Raw genomic sequence first — 20395 nt, forward strand, 5'->3', positions numbered from 1 at the left:
TATCAGATATTAAAGACAGCGCTCTAACTAATTGAGGTCCAATTTTAGGTGTTAAAGCTAATTCTATATCGTTGTTTGGTGGATTCTTTGAAATCTCATTAACAGCATCTAATAATTTTTTAGAAGGCATAACTGGATAATAATATTTATTTATTTCAAATTTTCTCTTTTGTCCTTCTAAATAATAATCTAATGATTTTTTACCCAAAAAACTATTAGCTTGTATTAGATTATTTCTAAATTTTTCTTTACCTTCAGATAACAAATCAATAAATAGCTTCCTAGCATATCTGCTTTTCTCTGATGTAGCATCTATTACATTTTCTTCTTTAATTCCTGTAATACCTGAATTTGGGGTTTCTAATGAAAGCTTATTAACATGGTACCTCCTAGCCATTAGATTTTCTTTGTTCATCCCTTGCTGTATAACTAATAAATTTTTGTTTTCTGTTGATATTATTACTGAATGGATATACATTTCATAGCCATCTAATAAAAAGGATGAATCTGCTCTAGCAGCAACTTTGCTAAATTTAGTTATGGTTATTGGGTCTAAATCAAATCTTTTTGAAAAATAGTTTGCTTCTTCTTTAATTTTTAGCATTTGCTTCCCTTTACCGCCTAAAACTAAAAAACCTAAGTCGTTTACTTGAGAAATAGCTTTTATTAATGATATTAAAACTGTTGTGCTCCCACTGCTATCCCAATCCATACCTATAACATTATTAAATGCTTGAAACCATAAGGGGTCTGATAGAGCTTTGATAAAATTATCAGGGCCTCTTTCATTTATTATAAATTTAGTAATTACTTCTGTGAGATCTTTCATTACTCTTAACATATATCTAGGTACGTGCCCACTATGTAAAGGTAAATCGGCATAGCCCGTTTGCATTTATTTTTCCACACTGATTATATTGCAATTAAAGATTAAAAATATTAAATATGAGTTGCGATATAAAATTAAAAAGCAAAACACAAAGCTCTTAAAGAGGAAAATAATCTCAATAATTATTATGAATTTAAAAACAAAAAGCACATTTGAAATAAACCATATTGAGAATATAAAGGAATTAGATAAATACATATTGAATAAGGTAAATATCTTAAATTCATAATAATAAACGAAATAACAAACCTTTTTTAAGGCGGTAAGAGTAAAAGATTAAACTTAGCTTTTTCAAAATTTAATTATAATATGGATTATATTATTAATTTATGAAAATTAAAACTTCAAAGTTTATTTACATCTTTACTTTGTACATGGGCCCGGGGGGATTCGAACCCCCGACTTCTCGGTTATCAGCCGAGCGCTCCACCAGGCTGAGCTACGGGCCCTCACTTTTTTCTATGCGCTTTGGATTTATTAAGATATGTTTTTTATGAGAATAAAATATTAAAAAAATAGCTATTGCTAAATAAGGTTTTTAAAGTAATCCTTAACTTTTAATTTGAAGAAAGGATGAAACTATGGTAAGCTTAAACTTAACAAATTTATTAATGGCAATAGCTGTTGGAGGAATAGTTGGGTTTATTAATGAATATAGAAAAATATCGGGGGCCAGGTTATTTCTTGGCTTAAGAACTTCTATATTCATTTCTTTGCTTGGTTACGTTTTTTCAGTCTTTAATTTATTATTTCCAGAGGATGTAGTGTTAATTAGTTCTATTATTACAATAGTGTCTATATCAACAGCAATATATATTGAAAAAGTAAAAGCAACTGGATCTCCTGGGGGTACAACTTTTGTAAGCATATTCTTAGTATTCTTTTCAGGTATGTTGGAAGGGATGGGATTTTATATACTAGGAGTTATAATATCTGTCTTGGTTGCCATATTAGGGATTTATAAAACTCAACTTTTAGATGCCATATCTAAAATCAAAAAAGAAGAACTATTAGCTATATTAAACCTTATGGTCATATCATTGGTCATTTTACCTCTATTACCTAATAAAAGCATGGGCCCTTATGGATTATTTAATCCATTCCAATTTTGGTTGATAGTAGTTGTAATTGGAATAATATTCGTTGTCCAATATTTAGTTTTAAAGGTATACAAAAAAGGCTTAATAGCTTTTTCAATTATAGGAGGTCTCGTATCAAGCACAACTGTAACAATTAGTCTAATTGATTTGAGTAATAAGGAAAAGAATATTGGAAAAACAATAGCTTTTAACATAATATTATCTAATATACCGTTAGTTTTGGTTCAAGCATTGGCTTTTTCATATTTCTCCACTTATTCAAATAAGATAATTTATTATCTAACCCCTTCAATTTTGATTCTATCTTTAATATTGTTAATAATAGGCTTGGTAGCATATAGATATTTAGAGGTAAGTAACATAAGTCCACCTGATACCCCTCTACCTATAGGAAAGGTAATCGAATTTGCCTTAGTGTTTTTTACAATAATGATGATTTCAAAGTTAGTTGCTATAGTAGCATCTTATCTATTGCCATTAGCATTGTTTGCATCAGCTTTTGCAAATGTAGCTAGTGTGGTTTTTTCAGTTTCATTATTATATATACACGGAGAGATCAGTGCAAGATATGCAGCATTTTTAATACAGCTTTCATTGATTGCAGGAATTATAGAAAAGGGCTTCCTTGTATTTTTGTCTAAAGATAAAAGCACTAGATTGATAACTTTAATGTTATCTTTAATTTTAGTTGCTGCCTTATTAATTACTATGTTAATATGAAATTAATATTCATTAAAGTTTTTTATTTCACAATATTAAAACTTAACTTATAATTATTTAAAATAAAAAAAGTAAATTAAGAAGGTGGAATAGATAGTTTAAGTAAGTCTGCATGTTCTTGAGTTATATCTGTTTCAGCATATTTATTGATATTAGCTTTTCCATCTTCAGATATTGTCACTATATGGAATGCAAATTTCCTTGAATTTGCATCTGCAGTAAAGACCCTTATACCTGATATAGATTTTAAATATTCTTTTAATTCATTATCTGATAATATTGTTGATAATTGTTTTGTGGCAAGCCATGTTCTGACATGAATTAGTATATTACCTTTATATCCTAATTCCTTCAATGATTTTATAACATTTATAGTAATGTTATTTACATCTGACATTTTTTGCTCACCTCCAAAGGCTAAATAAATTGCTTCAGGATTCCATTCTACTATTTTCTTTATAACTTCTTTTACATTTTTATCATAATCAAATATTTTGATTTTATTTTCAGCATAACCGTAGTTATCTAAGTAAGAAACTGTAGCAGCAGAAGATATTGATTCGCAAATCCTGTCAGGGTATGTAATTATTGCAATTTTGTTGAACCCCTTAAAAAGATTAATTCCAACTAATCTACCAGTTAAACCTCTTAAATAAACCTCTTCACCTAAACTGAGCTTACCTGCAGTTGCAGACAATTCTTTTCACCTAGAAATAATTTTCACTAACAGCTTATAAAGATTTATATATAAATTTTGAAAAAGAATTGGTTTTAATTTATATTGGAGTTAATATAAGAAAAATTCTTATCGGACTTTAATACACATAAATTATAAAATATTTAAATAAGATGCAATTAGATAATAATTTATTTAAATCCCTACCTTCTATGAAAGATAGGAGGAGAGATAAAAATGCCAATAACGGATCCAGAACTGATAAAGATTGTTGAAAAAAGAGTGTTTGAAGTATCTATATGTAGGAAGTGTGGAGCTAGAAATCCTTTAGGAGCTAAGAAATGCAGAAGGTGCAAAAGTACAGATTTAAGACCAAAGAAGAAGGAATTAGCAAAATTCAAGGCTCAGTAAATCTCAATTATAATTTACTTTGGTCATTAATTTTTAAAATATTCCATTATTTTATTTCTTAAATCTTCTGGTAATATATAATCAAAAATAGATCCTTTTGAATCTTTTATGTTTAATGATTCAAATATATCCTTATAAATACCGTTGGCTATACCATTAGCTAACACTGCTGCTCCTGATGCAGCCTCTTTTGTTATTTTTCCTAGTCCTTTAAGTTTAACAATGCTTGCTTTTATTGAAAGTTCTTTAAGGTATTTTTCTATATTGTCTTTAATATAATTATATATAAAATCATATCTTGTAAATCTTCCACTTATATATATCCTTTCAGGGTTATGATTAGAAACCATCATAACGCTTAGATCTTTTAAAATTGATTCAGTGAACAGCTTTAAAGCCACAGAGTTTTTTCCGTCTCTAATTAAATTTAGTTTTTCTATATTATCATATCCTAAATAATCTGCTACCCCTCCTTGAAATAATCTAAGCTTTGAAAATTTAGGTTCAGCGCTAGCCATAGCATAAGCTAATTCTCCGTCAATAAATCCCATACCTTTATATCCGGGAAACCCACTAGTCCCACCAATACCATCAACTATTTTTCCATTTAAAACAGATATAGCTGCCGTATAGGCATATCCAATTTCAATTATAATTATGTTTGATTGTTTTGGATCCTTATTATAGTAATCTTTTTCATTTCTTAATGCCTCAGCAACACTAAAAAGTTTATCGGATGTACCTATATCAATTCTATTAATTTTTCTGTATTCAGGTACACTATCAAGATGTATTATTCCTGGCATAAAATAAGCAGGCATATCAGATGATTTGAAGATCTTCATCAAATTTCTAAGTCCCACAATCTTCAGTTTTCTTTGAAGATCTTCATCATTAATGAATGTCGCTAATTCTATTTCTTTATCTGTTGCATCTTGTGCTTTCTTAAATGGAATACCATATCCACTTGAAACAACTATTGAGTCTACATTACCAATAGATTTTATTATCTCAACTGGTTTTTCAGGATTGCTAGTTATAACATCTCTAGGTATCGCTACATCTAGAAAAACTTTGCCATTAATATCATCAAAGCCTAAGACATCCATGCTCATAGTTCCTGAATCTATACCTATTGCTCTGGTCATGAGTTATCCCTACTTCATATTTTAGTTTTTAGGGTTTAAAGATAGTTTATAAGGTAGGTTCCATGTATAATAAGAGTTAATAGTAATTTTGTTTCTTTTCCTATAATACCTTTTTCTTATAAAAATTCGTTGCTTTATACTGAATTCTTCCTCTGATGTCTTATATATTTTATAAATTATTTTAAAATTAAATTTAAAATTTTGGATTTATTTATAAATTAATTTATTATGAATTTGGTATTGTTCTTTTTAGTTAAAAGTGCTTGATACAAATTTTCCTAACGAATTTTCTACAAAGCTCTTAAGCTCGCTTAATAGGCCTAGATCATCAGCTTTTTCTAGTGCTGTTTCTGCCATTTCTATAGATTTGTTTAAATGGGTTTCATCTATATCTTTAATACCATTTTTTAGCGCAAGTTCATAGGCATATGAAGCTTTATACAAAGGCGCTAGCACTTTTGCCTTAACTTTAACCTCAATATTATTCCATACAGGCAAGCATTGAAGCAACAATCCCATATCTATTAACTCTTTAGCCATAGCAATCCTATATTCTAAGTCTTTTTTATTTCTTTCATTTTGGTCTAAGTAATTTTGAAGTCCAATTATTTCAAAAACCGACATAGGATTTCCGCAATATTTTTTCCTCCTCTCTATAAGCAATTGTTTCAAATCATCATCCATTTTGTTTAGCCATTTGACTAGTTCTGTTTCAGCCTCACTTAGATTTTCGATCCAATAGACTTTTTCCATTATATCTCTAAATGCCTGATCTATTGGATCTGTATCACTCATCTTTTTTCCTCTCTATGATATTGCTTAAAGTATTTTTTAAATTTTCCCTTGATTGTAAATCAACTAACAAGGCTTTGGTTTCATCTACTAAGTTTCTTGCTACATCAGCTTTATGTCTTACACCAGGTAAAATTGCATCAGGATAGTCCAGTCCTCTTAGCTCCAAATATATTGACTCCATTATTTCTAAAGATTCCCAAGCTGTATTAAAGTTACCTTTTCTTACAGACTCTAATGCATACCTTCTCAATTCTCCAACAACATCTCCTAATCCTTGAAGGTAAGGTATTGGAGGCACATTAAGTTCTTGATAATTTGGTATATCTTTGTTTGTTATTATGTTTAAAAATATCTTTGCCTCAACGTATTCGCTTATAGCGTTATATAGTAAACCAGAATAGGTAAGTTCTGGTGTACTTACGGCTAATTTCATAAGTTCATTACTTTTTCTTTCACATTCATTAAGATAGTTTAAGGCGTTATTCATGTTTCCTTTGTGGGCCTCAGTTATACTCCATCCGCTAAGCCTAATAACATCTCTCGATATTTTTACTATTTCTTCTCTAATAGAATCTAAATTGTTTAAATATGATTCAATAGACTTTACAGCATCTTCAATTTTCCTTTTTTTCTCTATCATTTCTCTCTACTCTCTTAAATTTGTTTTTTAAGAATTCATAAATCTTTTTTCTTATTTAAGTTGTTAATGATTATGCTTTTAAAAAAGCACCAGTATTATCTACTTTTGTAACCCAAACTTTACCTCCACCTAGTCTTTTAACTAGTTCATTTATTGTTTCAAATGCTTCATCCGATTTTTTATAATCAAATAATCCATAACTTGTAGGACCCCAGCTTGATTGGCATCCACAAAGTGCTCCCAAATCCTTTAATTTGTTTATTATTTCTTCTACTTCTTTGCAGCAATATATGCTGTCTTGATATTTTTTCCAATATTTTCCTAATGAAGAATTAAATTCGAGCAGCCCTTCTCCAAATGATTTAAAGTCTCCTTCTACAAAGCTGGGCATAATTTTCATTAAAACTAGCCTGGATAAATAAGAGGAAAATGATTCTTCCATGGTAGGTAAGTTTGATAAGATTTCCTCTTCATGTTGTTTTAATTCCAATATTTTTTTAATGGGTTTTTCTGGTAAAGCAGCAACAATCCTAAGATTATCCGGAACGATGCCTTTAAAGATTAAGGGAGCTACGTTATTTTCTTTAACTCCTCCGTCTATAATAAATCCTCCATATTTAAACGAATTTACGCCTAAACCTGAGTTTTTGTTCCCTCTATTAGTTAATTTAGCTAGTTCATCTATACTTGCCTTTTTATTACACAAATAGTTAATGCCAAAGCCTATAGTTAATGCCAAAGCTGTAGTTCTTCCAAGACCAACATTTTTAGGTATATCCTCAATTATTTCGGCGTAGAAATTTTTATTACAATCCAAATATTCCTTATAAATTGATATGTAATTTATAATTTCTTGATTTTTTGCATAATCTTTATCCGAAAGACTTAATTTTAATACAAGTCTTGGATTTTCTAATGTAAATCCTAATGTTCCATATTTTCTTCCTAGGCTTCCGTTCAAATCTATATTTCCAATATGGACATGACTAGGTGCAGAGATTAATACTTCTTTTTTCATTAATATCCCCAAGAACGACCTACAACAGGTTTGTTCTTGGTTTTCTTGAATCCTCTGCTCTTATTTTTACTAATCCGAAGTGTATTGCGCAGCTTATGCAATAGCACTTAGTTACTGGATATTTTGGTATTATTGCTCCTTTCTTTGTTAATTCTTCGGCTAGTTGTGGATCTACTGGCATATAGTCTCTGGTCACACATATTGCTTTATCTTCCGGAACTAGTCTACCGCAGTTGTCGCATTGAATTAGTCTTGATTTACCTTTATCTCCTTTCCTTCTACCTCTGCTTTCTCTCTTTTTTGGCAACTTTAGCACCATATCTTTACCATTTCCTAGGATTTATAAGTTAAAATGGAGTTCTTTTTTAAAGGGATCTTTATTTTAAAAACATTTATAATGTTGTATAACATTACTAAGCTAATAGGAGTTAAAAAGAGAGGATTCAAAATGGCAAGCGATATAAAGATTTATTTAGTAAAAGGAAAAATGATGGTAGCGCACGATAAGTTCCCTATGTGGACTAAATTTGAAATATATGTAAGAGGATTGAAAAAAGAGCATGCTATAGAAAGGATATATTCAGAATTGGGGAGCAGGCACAAAATGAAAAGAGAACACATAAAAATAGAGTCAATTGAAGAAGTTCCCATAGAATCCGTTACAGATCCATCTATGTTAAAATTATTTGAATTAAATAAAGTGGTGAAGTATTGATGTCAAGATCTCAAACAATAGATCCTAATGCTTTAATTGCCCAACTTGAGGCCATAAGATCTGAAATATCGCAGTTAAGGACTTTAATATCCCAATTATTGCTTCAGAAAGACGGAGTTACAAAGGCAAAATCTAGTATAGACTCTATAAGTAATGGACCAGATGGTGATGTAATTTTTCCTTTGGATCCTGGTTATGTAGCATTGACATTAGCAAAGCCAAGCGATAAAAACCACTTTATTATATATTTAGGAGCAGACATATTTGCAAAGCTGGAAACTAATGACGCAATGAAAATTTTAACTGAAAGGGAAGGAGAATTAAATCAAGCTATTAATGATGTTAGCCAAAGGCTCTCTCAATTAGAGAAACTTCAGGATCAATATGAGGCAATTTTACAACAAATAGCAGAGCAAGTACAGCAGCAAAAGGTGTAACATTTTGTTTGAAGGCCTAAAAAAGGCCTTTCAAAAAGTAGCAAATTCTTTTAAAGAAAAGGTAGAATATAAAGAAATAAAGGAAGACGATATTGAAGAAATACTAGAAGATTTAAAATTAGATATGATAGAAAATGATGTAGCATATGATATTGCTGATAGCATTATAAATGATGTAAAAAAACAATTAATAGGGTTTAAAATTAAAAGAGGGGAAGATATTGAAGATGTAGTGAAGGACTCTATAAAAAAATCTATAATAAAATCGCTAGGATATGAAAATATTAATTTAATAGAAAGCATAAAAAGAAAATGCAATAAAAATGAATCTTATGTAATAGTTTTTCTTGGAATAAATGGCGTAGGGAAAACGACTACAATAGCTAAATTTGCAAATATGCTAAAGGAAAACGGTATTAGTGTAGTTATTGCAGCAGCAGATACGTTTAGAGCCGGGGCGCAAGAACAAATAGACATTCATGCTAAAAAAATTGACATTCCTATAATAAAAGGCCAATATGGGGCTGACCCTGCAAGTGTGGCATACAATGCTATTTTGTTTGCGAAATCGAGAGGGTTATGTACAGTTCTAGTTGATACAGCTGGAAGAATGCACAGTGATATAGATTTGATGGGGGAATTGCAAAAGATTGTAAAAGTTACTAAACCAGATATGAAAATATTAATTGTTGATGCCTTAACTGGTAATGACGCAGTTGAACAAGCTAAGATGTTTAATGAAAACATAGGGGTTGACGGTATTATAATAACCAAAATTGATGCAGACGTTAAAGGTGGTGTTGCTATTTCAGTTTCAAGTGTAACAAATAAGCCAATACTCTTTATAGGGTTTGGGCAGAACTATAATGATATTAAAAGATTTGACCCAAATGAATATGTAAATAATTTATTTGATTAAGAAATATAAAATTAGTTAATATTTTATTCTCTAGCTATTATGTTCATGAACTCCAATTTCGTTATTATACCTATTAACATATTATTATCAACAACAGGTAGCACACCTATATTTTCTTCAATCATAATTTTTGCCCCATTTGATGAATCTTCATCGGGTTTTATAACTAAAGGATTTGAGGACATTATGTCTTCAGCTATTGGTACCAAATAACTTCTTAAACTAATTATTTTTTCTTTAAACATGTCTGGGACTTTATTTTTAATATACCTATCCTTTCCTCTTGCCATAAGAATTGACAATGGTATTTGGGCATAGGCGATATCTTTTTTCGTTATAACTCCTATTGGTTTATTAGTTTCATCAACTACTATAACTTTACCAGTCAAATCGGTTTCTATTAACCTAGCAATATAAAATATGCTATGTCCCGGTAAGGCTGTAGAGAAGTCTTTTCTCATTATATCGCTTACTTTATACTTCCCCTTAAATTTATCATAATATGCTTTTACAATATCTGTTTTAGTTATAATTCCAACAAGTTTTTTATCTGAATCAACAACAGGCAGTCCTCCTATTCTATGCTTTAGCATTAATTGTGACGCAGATTTTACGCTCTTTGATTCTTCTATTATAATAGGATCCTTTGTCATAACTTCTCCAACTAGTATTGAGTCTAGCGGTTTATGGTAATTTTTACCAAAAAGTGCTCCTATTATATCTGTTGTTGTTAATATTCCGATTGGAACATCTTTATCGTTAACTATTACTAACCTACTTATTTCTTTCTTTAGCATTAAATTTCTTGCGTAAGCTAAGGAATCATTCGGAGACACAGCATATACTGGAGTTCTCATATATGACGATATTCTGGGCGCCATTTAATATCACCTTAGAGCTAATGACATAAGCACATCCCTTTCTGTAATAATACCTACTGCCTCATTGTTATCGTTAATAACTATTAAACTATTAGTATTGCTGTTTATCATTTCTGTTGCTGCATCTCCAACATCTGCATTTTCATTGATTGTATTTATTTCTTTTTTCATTATTTGGGTTAAAGGCGTGGATAGTATTTGCTCTATATCATATGAGATAAGGTTTTTGAAAGCTGAATGGGAACCAAAATAATTGATAAAGTCTTTGGCTGACACTATTCCAGTTATTTCAGAAGAAGATAAAGAAATTACTGGAATCCTTCTAAATCCATATAATGACATTAGCTGAGCTGCTCTTTTCAAAGTATCATTATCGTATGCTGCAACTATATTTGAAGTCATGATTGATGATACCTTTTTCCCGGTGTTTTTATATGTTATATGCTTGACTATATCATGCTCCGTTATAACTCCGAAAACTTTATTTTGATCATCAATAACGGGTATCATGCCTAGATTATTAAAAGCCATTATTTTTATTATTTCTGTTAATTTATGTTGTGTTTTAACGAAAACCGGCATTGTATTCATTATACTAGATATCTTTTCGTTTCGAATAGCATCAAATAAGTTCTTTGCATATCTTTTTTGTATTATGTTATAGAATTCTCCTCCACCAAGATAATTAACTAAATCTGTAGCCATAACTATTCCTTTTAATGACTGTTTTGTATCTGTAACAATTAATCCTCTAACATTGTGTTGATGCATTTTTTCTAATGCTTCTAAAATAGTAGAATTATAATTTATTGTAATTGCTGGCTTTGATGCTATTATATTAGCATCTCCCGTTTTTTCTCTTATTTTTTGTTCCCAATTAGGCTCTGAATCAGCCCTAATGTATCTGTAGCCAATAGAGTACTTTGAGGATATGCTTGTAACAGGTTTAACAGCTTTTGATACCTTAATATTTGTCATCCTCCTAGAACTCAAATCAATCACCTCTAGTTAATATCTTTGCTATATCTTCTCTATCAATTATGCCTACAACTTTTTTATCGTTTTCGTCAGATACTATTGGTATTCTTCCATAATCTTTTTTAATCATTGGTGTAGAGATTTCATATAAAGATGACCATGGATACCCATAAATAACCGTATAGGTCATAGCATCTTTAACCTTTGTTGTTTTAACTATTCCAGATTCGCTTTCAAAATGTACTCTAGTATAACCCTTTCTGATTAAATCAAATTGAGTTATAATTCCAATTAGTTTCTGTTTTTCATTTACAACAGGAAAACCGGCGTATTTTAATTCTACCATTTTCTTCCAGATTTTAGATATTGGATCGTCTGGGCTTACAACTATAGGATTTTTGGTCATGTAATTTTCAACGTTAAGATTTTTTAAATAATCTTTAGCATTATTGTATAAAACCTTTACTATATCAGAAATGCTTAATAGACCAATATATTTTTTATTTTCAACTATGGGGAGCTCCCACATATCGTATTTAAACATTAGCATTAGAGCATCTATAATTTTAATATCCTGGTTTAACAATATTGGTAGCTCTTTAATTATAGATTTGGCTATTGCATTAGTCTTTGTAGACGAAACTATTAATATATCACTTCTATCAATCATTCCCAAAAATTCACCTGTATCTTTATCTAATATTGGTATTGCTCTAGCTCCAGTTGTTCTTATAATTTTTCTTAAAGTTGCTATAGAATCTGTGCTATACCCAATGGGCCTTGACTTATCAATTATGGAAATAATTTTTGTACTACCTATTTCATACAAAAAGGATTTTTGCAGGTTTCTCACCCCTTTATAATATAAATGATCAAGTATTTATGTTTATCTTTAAATATTTTTCAATTCTCTTATAAGATGAACATATTTAAAAAAGTATATTATATCCTAGTTTTATGGTCTCTAATATTTTTCAATTAAATAATTTAAAATCTTAGCTCTATTTCTTCTGACCCCCCAAAGGGCGAGGCTTTCAGTTGTGAAGAGTCCCTTCAGTTTTTTACAAGGGCATTACAAAATGTTACTTTAATGGTAGCTGGAACGTATTTAAATTATCTTCTTCAGCTTTATTAATAATATTAATATGGGCAAAATAATTTAAAACTTTGTACTGTATTTAAAAGCGTAGAGGTATTTAAATAGGTGCAAAAAATGGTGAAGAATGTAGTAATAAGGGAGTTGGTAAATGCTTCTGTTCAAGATAACCAGATAGAACTTGTTGAAAGGAAAGGCCTTGGCCACCCAGATTATATAAGTGATGCTGTATCAGAGGAAGCTAGCAGACAGCTAAGCCTTTATTATTTGCAAAGGTATGGGGTCATAATGCATCACAATTTAGATAAGGTTTTACTTGTTGGAGGTCAAGCAATGCCAAGATGGGGCGGAGGAGAAGTACTTCAACCGATATATATAATAGTTTCAGGTAGGGCAACAACAGAAGTGAAAACTTCGGAAGGAGTTGAAGAGATTCCTTTAGGAAGAATAGTCGTTAAAGCTGTTAAGGATTGGATTTCAAACAATTTAAGGTTTTTAGATACAGAACAGCATGTCATAGTTGATTATAAAATAGGAAAAGGAAGTGCAGATTTGAGAGGTATATACGATTCTAAATCGCAATCTCACAGATCTAATGACACAAGTTTTGGAGCCGGATTTGCGCCTATGTCTACGCTTGAGAAATTAGTTTACGAAACTGAAAGGGCTTTGAATAGCAAGGAGTTTAAGAGTAAAGTTCCTGCATCGGGTGAAGATGTTAAAGTAATGGGTTTAAGAAATGGAAACAATATAGATATAACTATTGCTAATGCAATAGTGTCGAGGTTTGTAAATAATCCAAGCGATTATTTGCAAATTAAGGAAGAAATAAAGGAAAAGGTACTAGACATATCATCAAAATTAGCATCAAACTACAATGTAAGGGTATATGTAAATAATGGAGACCTACCAGATGAAGGAGTATTTTATCTTACTGTAACAGGTACTAGTGCAGAGCATGGAGATGATGGTGCTACAGGTAGAGGAAATAGGGTTAATGGTTTAATAACTCCTATGAGGCCAATGAGTTTAGAAGCAACAGCTGGTAAAAACCCGGTTACACATATAGGTAAAATTTATAATGTTGCATCAAAGGAAATTGCCGAACAAATATATTCTAAAGTAAGCGGAATAAAAGAAGTAACAGTTAGGTTATTAGGGCAAATAGGAAGACCTATAAACGATCCGTTGATAGCGGATGTAGCTGTAATACCTGAGAACAATTCTAAGATAACTTCTAATATGAGAGAAGAAATAAACAGTATTGTTGAGGAATACCTTGAAAATCTACCTTCACTAACTATGAGAATACTTAAAGGAGAGGCTTCCCTTTACTAGTTTATATTTTATTTTTTCTATATTGTTCTATTATATTTTTTAGATTAACGCTATCCTCTTTAACCTTTCTAATTTCTTTTTCCTTAACCTTTATATCGTTTAATATAGTTGAAGGGCCGAATGTGAAGATATCTATATCGAAAATATTATATTTATTCTTATTTAGAACAACAATTCCTTTTTTTGTCAAAAGCTCAGAAAGACTAGTGTCTTCTCTACTTAATAAAACTCCATAAACTTTGCTTCTTTCTATATAATTTAGTGCTTCGTTTTCGAAAGATCCTTGATCCTCAATTAATAAAATATCCCCTTCCTTAATTTTTCCATATATCTCTTCAACTTTCTTTATATAGCTTATTTTTAAATATTGCAGTCTTTTTAAAATTATTATTTCATTGTTTAATATTTTCATTAATAAATTTTTAAATATATTATTTTTTTCGTTTGCGACATTTAAGTTTGTCTCAATATCGTTTATAAGCGAGTTAAGCCTTAAAACATCTCCTTTAAGCTTCTTTATTTCTTCATCTTTTAATAACTCAGCTTTTAAATTTTGTTTAGCAATTCTTATTTCATTCTCAGCCATAGAAAGTGATTTTTTCATTTCATTTAGTTTATTTTCAAGTATTATTTTTTCTGCCTCTAATTTTTGCATCTTATATATTAATTCGTTGAAGTTTTGGTTATCGTTATTGCAATTATTATTGATCTGTTCTTTATAGTTTTCATTTATATTAAGCATCTCATTAATCTGTTTTTCAATAGCTTCCGCTATGGTTACTCCTCTTATTACATCAGCTTTTATTTTTTCTATATCAAGGTCTATATCTATTTTTTCAACGTAAGATTCCACCTGAGAGAGCTTGGATTTGTAATTAAGGTAGGCCTTGTATGCTGCTGCTAAGGCATCCCTTTCATGGGTAGTGTCTGGATTATTTCCGCCTGTTGCCTTTAAAGCAAGATCGCTTTTATCAGCAACAAGCATATCCTCATGAGGTACATAAATTTCAGCATTTATTTGGCCTGCAAGTTTTTTCACCATATCAGGTATTATATCTACATCAACAGCTATCAAAATTGGTTTTCCAAATGAGTAAATAAGCGATATTATATCTCCCCTATCCATTTCCTTCTTACTACCTAAATATAAAATGTTGCCATTTAGATCTATTATAGCTATTCCTGCAGTAATGCCTGGGTCAATGCCTACTATTATTGGTTTTTCTGGTTTTTCATTGTTGTTTCCAAACAAGATTTTACCATCGTAAACAGATTTAATCGATATGATATAGTCAATTCCCTTATGGGGCTTAACTATACCGAATAGCCTTTCCCTCGGTGCATATACAGTAAAAACTGCAGAATCTATACCTCCATCCCCTTTTCTTACAAACATGTCATAATCAATGCCAGCCTTTTCTAAAGATTCCTTGATTTTATTAGCAGCAATATTAACTGATGCTCTTATTCTTCTTTGATATCTTCCTTGGCTCATACCTCCACTTCTTGACCATCTACCTTTAGATACTATAATTTGTGTTTTTTCATTACTAAAACCTATTTTTACTCCCTTACCTTTCGATGCAATTACAGCTGCTAGATATGCTGTCTTACTTGGTGAAAGCTTCGTTTGATCAACTTCCAAATTTAATTGCTTTGCTACTTCTTTCAATTCAACAAATTTACCTTCGTTTATAGTTACTTGTATTAGGTCTGTTTGAGGAGGTAAAAGAGAAAGAAACTTAGACAAAGATTTCTCATCAGGAACTATTTCAAATACATTATCCGTTGCAATAGATTTCGGCTTCCATTCCCATGCAAGCCTTATTAAAGAAGATAAGGAAATGCTATTAATTTTGTTAACCATTTTTAAATCTTTATCTAATATAATAGCTGTAAATTTATGATTTTCTCTAGATAGGGGGCTCCCACTCTCTATATCAATGCCCATATAGAATTCTTTTTTATCTTCCATCAATTCCCCCCTTAATGGCGTTTATCAACTCCTCAACTTTTACTTCTACTCCAGACTTTTTGTGCAAGTAAAAGGCTAAATATTCAAGTTCTTTTCTAAAAATATTTTCTGAGTTTTTGTTCTTTATACTTATAAATTGGGGCCAATCAATTATAAATCCTCTAGGCTTTTCATTGTTACTAACTATTATATTGTAGGGACTTAAATCCCCATGTATTACTCCTAATTTTGTATATGCAATTCCTAATGTTGTTATTATATCATTTAAAATAATATCTACCATTTCTTTATTTAATTCCTTAAGTTTATATAGTTCTATTCCATCGATTTTTTCCATAATTAAAGAATTCCTATTACTATAAATAGGCTCTGGTACATTAGCTCCGTTTTTCCATAGTTCATTCAAAATTTTAAATTCTCTTAATGCAACTTTTTTTGAAAGGTCTATCCAAGAAATCCATTTCTTGAAATCGAATTCCCTCTTCCTTTTTATTGCTTTAAAAGAGGTTCTACCTTCTCTATGGAATTTAATAATTGACTCTTTTCCAGAAACTAATTGAGCTATATAGATATCGCTTTCCTTACCAGAATTTATTTTATGTCCTAATTCTAAAATTATATTTTTATTAAAATAGAATCTTACAGCAAGCATATCTAATCCATCAAATGTTAATTGATACCCATAAAAAGGGGAAGTTTCTGATGTTATTAAATGATAATCGAGTAGCTTTTGTATCGAACGCTTAATAGAACTTGAAGGTAATTTTGAAAATTTTTCAATTAGTTCTAGAGGAACAAAACCGTAAGATCTCATAAGTCTTTCAATTAAGTTCAATAATTTGAAGTCATCAATATCCATGCCAATATATTTCTCTTTTAAAGATATCCTCAATTTTTAATCACTGATTTTTCTACCATTCTTATTGGTTTTTACCACCTTTAAAATTTTTATAATTTATATTGAAAGTATTTTATTTTTTACTAAAGTGGGACTATGTTACAAAAATAATCGTAAATGAAAGATTAGTAGTTTTTTAAATAATAAAATTAATACTTTAATAAATATGTTGGATACAAAAAAATATTAACCCTGTATCAAATATATGTTAAACGAAGAGATAAGTTAGAAGTAGAGAGTGAAATGATATGACGGAAAGTGTACCTGCGAAAGAGGGTATTTATGAGAGAGATAGAGTCTTATATGTAATTGGGCCCAAAGCTATAGCAAAAGTTTCATCAGCATTAGCTAGCGATACAAGGGCAAAAATATTAGCTATATTACAAAAAGGGCCTGCTGATTTAGAAGATTTGGCTAATTTAGTAAATCAAAGTAAAGCTAACGTAAGCAGTCAAATAAGGAGATTAGAAGAAGTTGATATAGTTAGGTCTAAATACTCGCCAGGCCAAAGAGGTATAAAAAAAATAGTTGAGCTAATGGTAAATAAAATGGTTATGGTAATAGTACCAGATAAGTTGCAAGACACTCAAGAAAAGAGTTTAATTTAATGTAGATTTTAATATAAATATAGAAACATAAATAGTTGTTTTTGTTTTAATATTGTATATTTAAAATTAAAATTCATTATAATTATTAAAGGCTTTTATCGAGACTATCATTTTTTGATTAATAAATATATTATTTAAAAAGTTATATTTCTGGTAATTTACAAGTTTCATTATTAAAGTTGCATTATTGAAGGTTATTTTATATCTATCTTTATATAAATAGATAACTTACTCGTATACAACACTAATTCCTATTAATGCTAACCACTGTGTTATTATAGGAACGGCCACATCCATATTAGTATAACCGTTTTTTTCTAAAATTTTATTCAATTGCTCCAGAGTTATTTTATTTCTTTTAACTTCAGCTATTATATCTTTAAATGGCTCTATATTTTTATTTATTTTTTTTAAAATTATTCTTAAGTCTTTATTTTCTATATCTTCCATTTTCCTTCCTATTTCAGTTAAAACCAAGTCTCCATTTTCTTGCTTTATTAAGCCTAACATTTCAGCTGCTTTAATTACATGAGGCAATATATCTAAATCTACATCAAGCATCTCGTCCAATCTAGACGAATCTACCCTACCGCCTATTGAATTTATATATTTTACAAGACCTATTACTTGATCGACATAAACAAGCGGAAATTGCTCCATAACTCTATTCAACACCTAATATAAGCTTTGTTTTCTAGGGAATTTAAATTTATATTATTGAATTTAAATTTATATCAATTTAGTTCTACATAGAGACCAGTATATAAGTTATACTATTTTTAATGTATAGACAATATATATGTTAAAATATAAGATTCTCTACAAAGTAAATATTAAAGTGAGAGGTGTGATATGTTGTCTAGGCTATCTATTATACTTTATTCGGGTACGGATGATAAGTTAATTCCTGTAGGAGTTATAGCTCAAGGAGCTGCTGCATTGGGTATGGACGTGCAAATTTTTGTAACTGGTTGGGCGTTAACTAAGTTCACTAAAAAGCAATCAAATCCTGTATGGCCAAAGGAATTCGAAAATATGGTACCGATGCTTATGGAAGGTATGAAGAAAAACAATGCACCTTCATGGGTAGAAATGGTAAAGGAAGCTAAATCTATGGGAGCGAAGGTTTATGCCTGCAGCTTAATGGCATCTGTTATGGGATTAAAGAAAGAAGATTTTAATGAATTAATTGATGATGTTGTTGGTGTTGCAACATTTTTGCAACAAGCTGAAGGCGGTCAAACGTTATTTATTTAAGGTGAAAAATATGAGCACAGCAGCTAAGAAAGTTGTTGATGCAAGAGGCTTATCATGCCCTGGGCCTATCACAAACTTGACTAAAGCATATAGAGACGCTAAAAATGGAGACGTATTGGAAATTTGGGCTACAGATCCAGGTTTTAAGAGCGATATAAAAGCATGGATAGAGAGAACTAAAAATGAATTGGTCGATTTAAGAGAGGAAAAAGATAAAATTGTAGCTATTGTTAAAATTACAGCTAAAAAATAATTAAAAAATAATTAAGTGTGATTTCTATGGCAGAAAAAAAGAAATTTTTGATTGTGGGAGGAGGTGCAGGAGGGGCAATTCTTGCTAATTCTCTTATTAAGGATTTTAATGTTACTATAGTTAATGATACTCCAAATCATTATTATTGGCCCCAGTTATTGCAAATTGCATTTAGAAATGATTATTCAAACCTATACAGACCTTTAAGTTCCCTATTAGCTAAAGGAGTAAATTTAATTGTAGACAAAGTTAAAAAGATTGATTTACAAGAAAGAACAGTTACTTTGAGCAATAATAAATTAATGAATTATGACTATATAGCAATAGCTCCAGGAGTTACAATAGAACACAAGGGTATAGAAGGAAATGACAAGCTTGTGGAGCAATATGGAGACTTCCATTCTACTCCTCAAAATGCATCTAAGGTTTTCAATGTTGTTACTAATATGAAAAAAGGAACATTCTTAATAGCTGTTGGAGATCCTTATCATAGATGTCCACCATCACCTTATGAAGGTATTTTGCTTGCTGATGAAGTATTTAGACTAAGAGGGGTTAGAAACGATATAAATATGGTATTGGCTGTACCATATCCTAGAGCATACCCTGCAGAAACATTTAATGAGGTTTTGGAGCCAATTTTAAAAGAAAGGGGTATTAATGTAATGACATTCTTCACTGCAGATAAAATTGATATAGAAAATAAAAAGATAACATCTCTAGAGGGAGAAGAATTGAGCTATGATGCAGCAATTGTAATTCCAGTTCATAAAGGACCAAAAATTGAAATTAAGCCAGAAGATGCTATTAATCAGGATGGTTTTATAAATGCTGACAAGTTTACTAATCAAATATTGAAATATGACGATGCCTTTGCAATAGGAGATGCATCCACTTCAGCCAATGCAAAGACAGGGGTTACAGCTCATTTGCAGGCAAAAGTTGTTTCTAAGAGAGTTTTAGGATTTGATGCAAGAAATACCGGAAGAACTAATTGTCCAACTGAATTAGGATTTGAGGAGGGGACTTTTGTTATTAGTGATTATAATCACCCTGCAGCAAAGGTGCCAGCTAACGCAATTAACTTCATAATGAAGAGGCTGTTTGCTGATGCGTATTGGGACATAATAAGGCATCCTGAATTTTGGGACCCAATTTTTGATGTTTATTTTGAGAATACGCAACCAGAAGTTTTGTGGAAATTATTCAGGTGAAATAGTATGGAAGAAATAAATGAGGCTGAACTGCAATCTGAAAGCCTTGAAAGGCTTCTCCACTTAGTTGAGATGGTAAATAATATTTTAAAAGATGAGGAACTTTTAAAGGCTATATCTAAATTAGTGGTAAGTGAGGAAACTTTTTTAGTTGTAGATAGATTGCCTCAAATAATTAAATTAATAGAGCAGTTAACAAGACAAGAAAACCTTGAAAAAATTGAGTTAATATTGAATTTATTGCAATCCTTAGACAAACAAATGCTTGAGAAATTAGGTAATGCATTTAAAGCTATGAAAATAGAAGAAAAAGCTAAGCCCATGTCTATATCTAAGATAATTGTAACCCTTTCAGAACCAGAGGTTTCTAAAGGTTTAAATGTTGTGCTGAATTTATTAAAGGCTTTAGGTTCATAAGTTAAAATAATA

The 20395-nt window shown here is 30.3% G+C and carries 24 protein-coding genes and 1 tRNA gene; 11 read left to right on the forward strand and 14 right to left on the reverse strand.

Translation table 11 applies throughout. The features are described 5' to 3' along the window. Positions 1 to 895 (reverse strand): DUF763 domain-containing protein (locus RXO53_RS02645; protein WP_410712723.1); only part of this gene is annotated, 895 nt, incomplete at its 3' end. Positions 896 to 1264: 369 nt separating this feature from the next. Continuing rightward, positions 1265 to 1338: transfer RNA gene (locus RXO53_RS02650), tRNA-Ile, on the reverse strand. A gap of 132 nt (positions 1339 to 1470) precedes the next feature. Between RXO53_RS02650 and RXO53_RS02655 the strand changes: the two genes are divergently transcribed. Beyond that, entirely contained in the window at positions 1471 to 2709 is a 1239-nt protein-coding gene (locus RXO53_RS02655) for a DUF4010 domain-containing protein (protein ID WP_410712724.1), read from the forward strand. 76 nt (positions 2710 to 2785) lie between these two features. Here the strand turns inward: RXO53_RS02655 and RXO53_RS02660 are convergent, their stop codons facing one another. Further along, the gene (locus RXO53_RS02660) at positions 2786 to 3406 is read right to left on the reverse strand and encodes a hypothetical protein (RefSeq protein ID WP_410712725.1); all 621 of its coding nucleotides are present in this window, start codon (positions 3404 to 3406) and stop codon (positions 2786 to 2788) included. A 216-nt stretch (positions 3407 to 3622) separates the two neighbouring features. Here RXO53_RS02660 and RXO53_RS02665 point away from each other — a divergent pair, with 216 nt between their 5' ends. Beyond that, positions 3623 to 3796 carry a 50S ribosomal protein L40e gene (locus RXO53_RS02665; RefSeq protein WP_292319381.1) on the forward strand — a complete coding sequence of 58 codons (174 nt, stop codon included), beginning with the start codon at positions 3623 to 3625 and terminating at the stop codon, positions 3794 to 3796. A 26-nt stretch (positions 3797 to 3822) separates the two neighbouring features. Here the strand turns inward: RXO53_RS02665 and RXO53_RS02670 are convergent, their stop codons facing one another. The 5 genes from RXO53_RS02670 to RXO53_RS02690 all read right to left on the reverse strand — a co-directional run bounded on the left by RXO53_RS02670 (position 3823) and on the right by RXO53_RS02690 (position 7704). Then, positions 3823 to 4944, reverse strand: coding sequence for a DUF1464 family protein (locus RXO53_RS02670; protein WP_410712726.1), 1122 nt, complete (start codon positions 4942 to 4944; stop codon positions 3823 to 3825). A gap of 249 nt (positions 4945 to 5193) precedes the next feature. Next, complete coding sequence (locus RXO53_RS02675; RefSeq protein ID WP_410712727.1) at positions 5194 to 5739, reverse strand: hypothetical protein; 546 nt, start codon at positions 5737 to 5739, stop codon at positions 5194 to 5196. Continuing rightward, positions 5732 to 6379: a haloacid dehalogenase gene (locus RXO53_RS02680; protein ID WP_410712728.1), complete on the reverse strand. Its 648-nt coding sequence runs from the start codon at positions 6377 to 6379 to the stop codon at positions 5732 to 5734. Before RXO53_RS02680 ends, RXO53_RS02675 begins: the two co-directional genes overlap by 8 nt. Before the next feature lie 70 nt (positions 6380 to 6449). Next, a complete protein-coding gene (locus RXO53_RS02685; protein WP_410712729.1) occupies positions 6450 to 7397 on the reverse strand; it encodes a beta-ribofuranosylaminobenzene 5'-phosphate synthase family protein in 948 nt (315 codons plus the stop codon). Positions 7398 to 7416: 19 nt separating this feature from the next. Next, complete coding sequence (locus RXO53_RS02690; protein ID WP_367117879.1) at positions 7417 to 7704, reverse strand: 30S ribosomal protein S26e; 288 nt, start codon at positions 7702 to 7704, stop codon at positions 7417 to 7419. Between the two features lie 90 nt (positions 7705 to 7794). Here RXO53_RS02690 and rpl18a point away from each other — a divergent pair, with 90 nt between their 5' ends. Genes rpl18a through ftsY form a run of 3 tightly spaced genes read left to right on the forward strand, consistent with a single transcriptional unit; the run spans position 7795 to position 9468 of the window. After that, positions 7795 to 8112 (forward strand): 50S ribosomal protein L18Ae, encoded by a 318-nt coding sequence (gene rpl18a / locus RXO53_RS02695; RefSeq protein WP_410712730.1) that lies wholly within the window; start codon positions 7795 to 7797, stop codon positions 8110 to 8112. Then, entirely contained in the window at positions 8112 to 8549 is a 438-nt protein-coding gene (gene pfdA, locus RXO53_RS02700) for a prefoldin subunit alpha (RefSeq protein WP_410712731.1), read from the forward strand. Before rpl18a ends, pfdA begins: the two co-directional genes overlap by 1 nt. Before the next feature lie 4 nt (positions 8550 to 8553). Beyond that, entirely contained in the window at positions 8554 to 9468 is a 915-nt protein-coding gene (gene ftsY / locus RXO53_RS02705; protein WP_410712732.1) for a signal recognition particle-docking protein FtsY, read from the forward strand. A gap of 23 nt (positions 9469 to 9491) precedes the next feature. On the opposite strand, the gene RXO53_RS02710 is transcribed toward ftsY, so the two are convergent. The 3 genes from RXO53_RS02710 to RXO53_RS02720 are packed head-to-tail and all read right to left on the reverse strand — an operon-like array spanning position 9492 to position 12156. Then, on the reverse strand, positions 9492 to 10349 hold the full coding sequence (locus tag RXO53_RS02710) for a CBS domain-containing protein (protein ID WP_410712733.1): 858 nt from the start codon (positions 10347 to 10349) through the stop codon (positions 9492 to 9494). A 6-nt stretch (positions 10350 to 10355) separates the two neighbouring features. After that, positions 10356 to 11342: a CBS domain-containing protein gene (locus RXO53_RS02715; protein WP_410712734.1), complete on the reverse strand. Its 987-nt coding sequence runs from the start codon at positions 11340 to 11342 to the stop codon at positions 10356 to 10358. A gap of 1 nt (position 11343) precedes the next feature. Continuing rightward, entirely contained in the window at positions 11344 to 12156 is an 813-nt protein-coding gene (locus RXO53_RS02720) for a CBS domain-containing protein (RefSeq protein WP_410712735.1), read from the reverse strand. 384 nt (positions 12157 to 12540) lie between these two features. Here RXO53_RS02720 and RXO53_RS02725 point away from each other — a divergent pair, with 384 nt between their 5' ends. Beyond that, entirely contained in the window at positions 12541 to 13761 is a 1221-nt protein-coding gene (locus tag RXO53_RS02725) for a methionine adenosyltransferase (RefSeq protein ID WP_410712736.1), read from the forward strand. Position 13762: 1 nt separating this feature from the next. Here RXO53_RS02725 and RXO53_RS02730 read toward each other — a convergent pair whose 3' ends face one another. Both RXO53_RS02730 and RXO53_RS02735 read right to left on the reverse strand, forming a co-directional pair. Further along, positions 13763 to 15736 (reverse strand): DUF460 domain-containing protein, encoded by a 1974-nt coding sequence (locus tag RXO53_RS02730; protein WP_410712737.1) that lies wholly within the window; start codon positions 15734 to 15736, stop codon positions 13763 to 13765. Further along, entirely contained in the window at positions 15726 to 16628 is a 903-nt protein-coding gene (locus RXO53_RS02735; RefSeq protein ID WP_410712738.1) for an RIO1 family regulatory kinase/ATPase, read from the reverse strand. The genes RXO53_RS02730 and RXO53_RS02735 overlap by 11 nt, the downstream gene beginning before the upstream one ends. A 254-nt stretch (positions 16629 to 16882) precedes the next feature. Between RXO53_RS02735 and RXO53_RS02740 the strand changes: the two genes are divergently transcribed. Beyond that, the gene (locus RXO53_RS02740) at positions 16883 to 17242 is read left to right on the forward strand and encodes an ArsR/SmtB family transcription factor (protein ID WP_410712739.1); all 360 of its coding nucleotides are present in this window, start codon (positions 16883 to 16885) and stop codon (positions 17240 to 17242) included. A 228-nt stretch (positions 17243 to 17470) separates the two neighbouring features. On the opposite strand, the gene RXO53_RS02745 is transcribed toward RXO53_RS02740, so the two are convergent. After that, positions 17471 to 17914, reverse strand: a complete 444-nt coding sequence (locus tag RXO53_RS02745) for an AAA-associated domain-containing protein (protein WP_410712740.1) — start codon at positions 17912 to 17914, stop codon at positions 17471 to 17473. A gap of 180 nt (positions 17915 to 18094) precedes the next feature. On the opposite strand from RXO53_RS02745, the gene RXO53_RS02750 reads away from it, so the two are divergent. Genes RXO53_RS02750 through RXO53_RS02765 form a run of 4 tightly spaced genes read left to right on the forward strand, consistent with a single transcriptional unit; the run spans position 18095 to position 20383 of the window. Further along, positions 18095 to 18499, forward strand: a complete 405-nt coding sequence (locus tag RXO53_RS02750; RefSeq protein ID WP_410712741.1) for a DsrE/DsrF/DrsH-like family protein — start codon at positions 18095 to 18097, stop codon at positions 18497 to 18499. A 10-nt stretch (positions 18500 to 18509) separates the two neighbouring features. Continuing rightward, positions 18510 to 18752 carry a sulfurtransferase TusA family protein gene (locus tag RXO53_RS02755; RefSeq protein WP_410712742.1) on the forward strand — a complete coding sequence of 81 codons (243 nt, stop codon included), beginning with the start codon at positions 18510 to 18512 and terminating at the stop codon, positions 18750 to 18752. A gap of 26 nt (positions 18753 to 18778) precedes the next feature. Further along, positions 18779 to 19966, forward strand: coding sequence for an NAD(P)/FAD-dependent oxidoreductase (locus RXO53_RS02760; protein WP_410712743.1), 1188 nt, complete (start codon positions 18779 to 18781; stop codon positions 19964 to 19966). 6 nt (positions 19967 to 19972) lie between these two features. Continuing rightward, positions 19973 to 20383 (forward strand): DUF1641 domain-containing protein, encoded by a 411-nt coding sequence (locus RXO53_RS02765; RefSeq protein ID WP_410712744.1) that lies wholly within the window; start codon positions 19973 to 19975, stop codon positions 20381 to 20383. Positions 20384 to 20395 lie beyond the last annotated feature (12 nt).

Origin of the sequence: Caldisphaera sp. (genome assembly GCF_046536515.1) — an archaeon.
In the GTDB taxonomy this organism is placed as follows: Archaea; Thermoproteota; Thermoprotei_A; order Sulfolobales; family Acidilobaceae; genus Caldisphaera.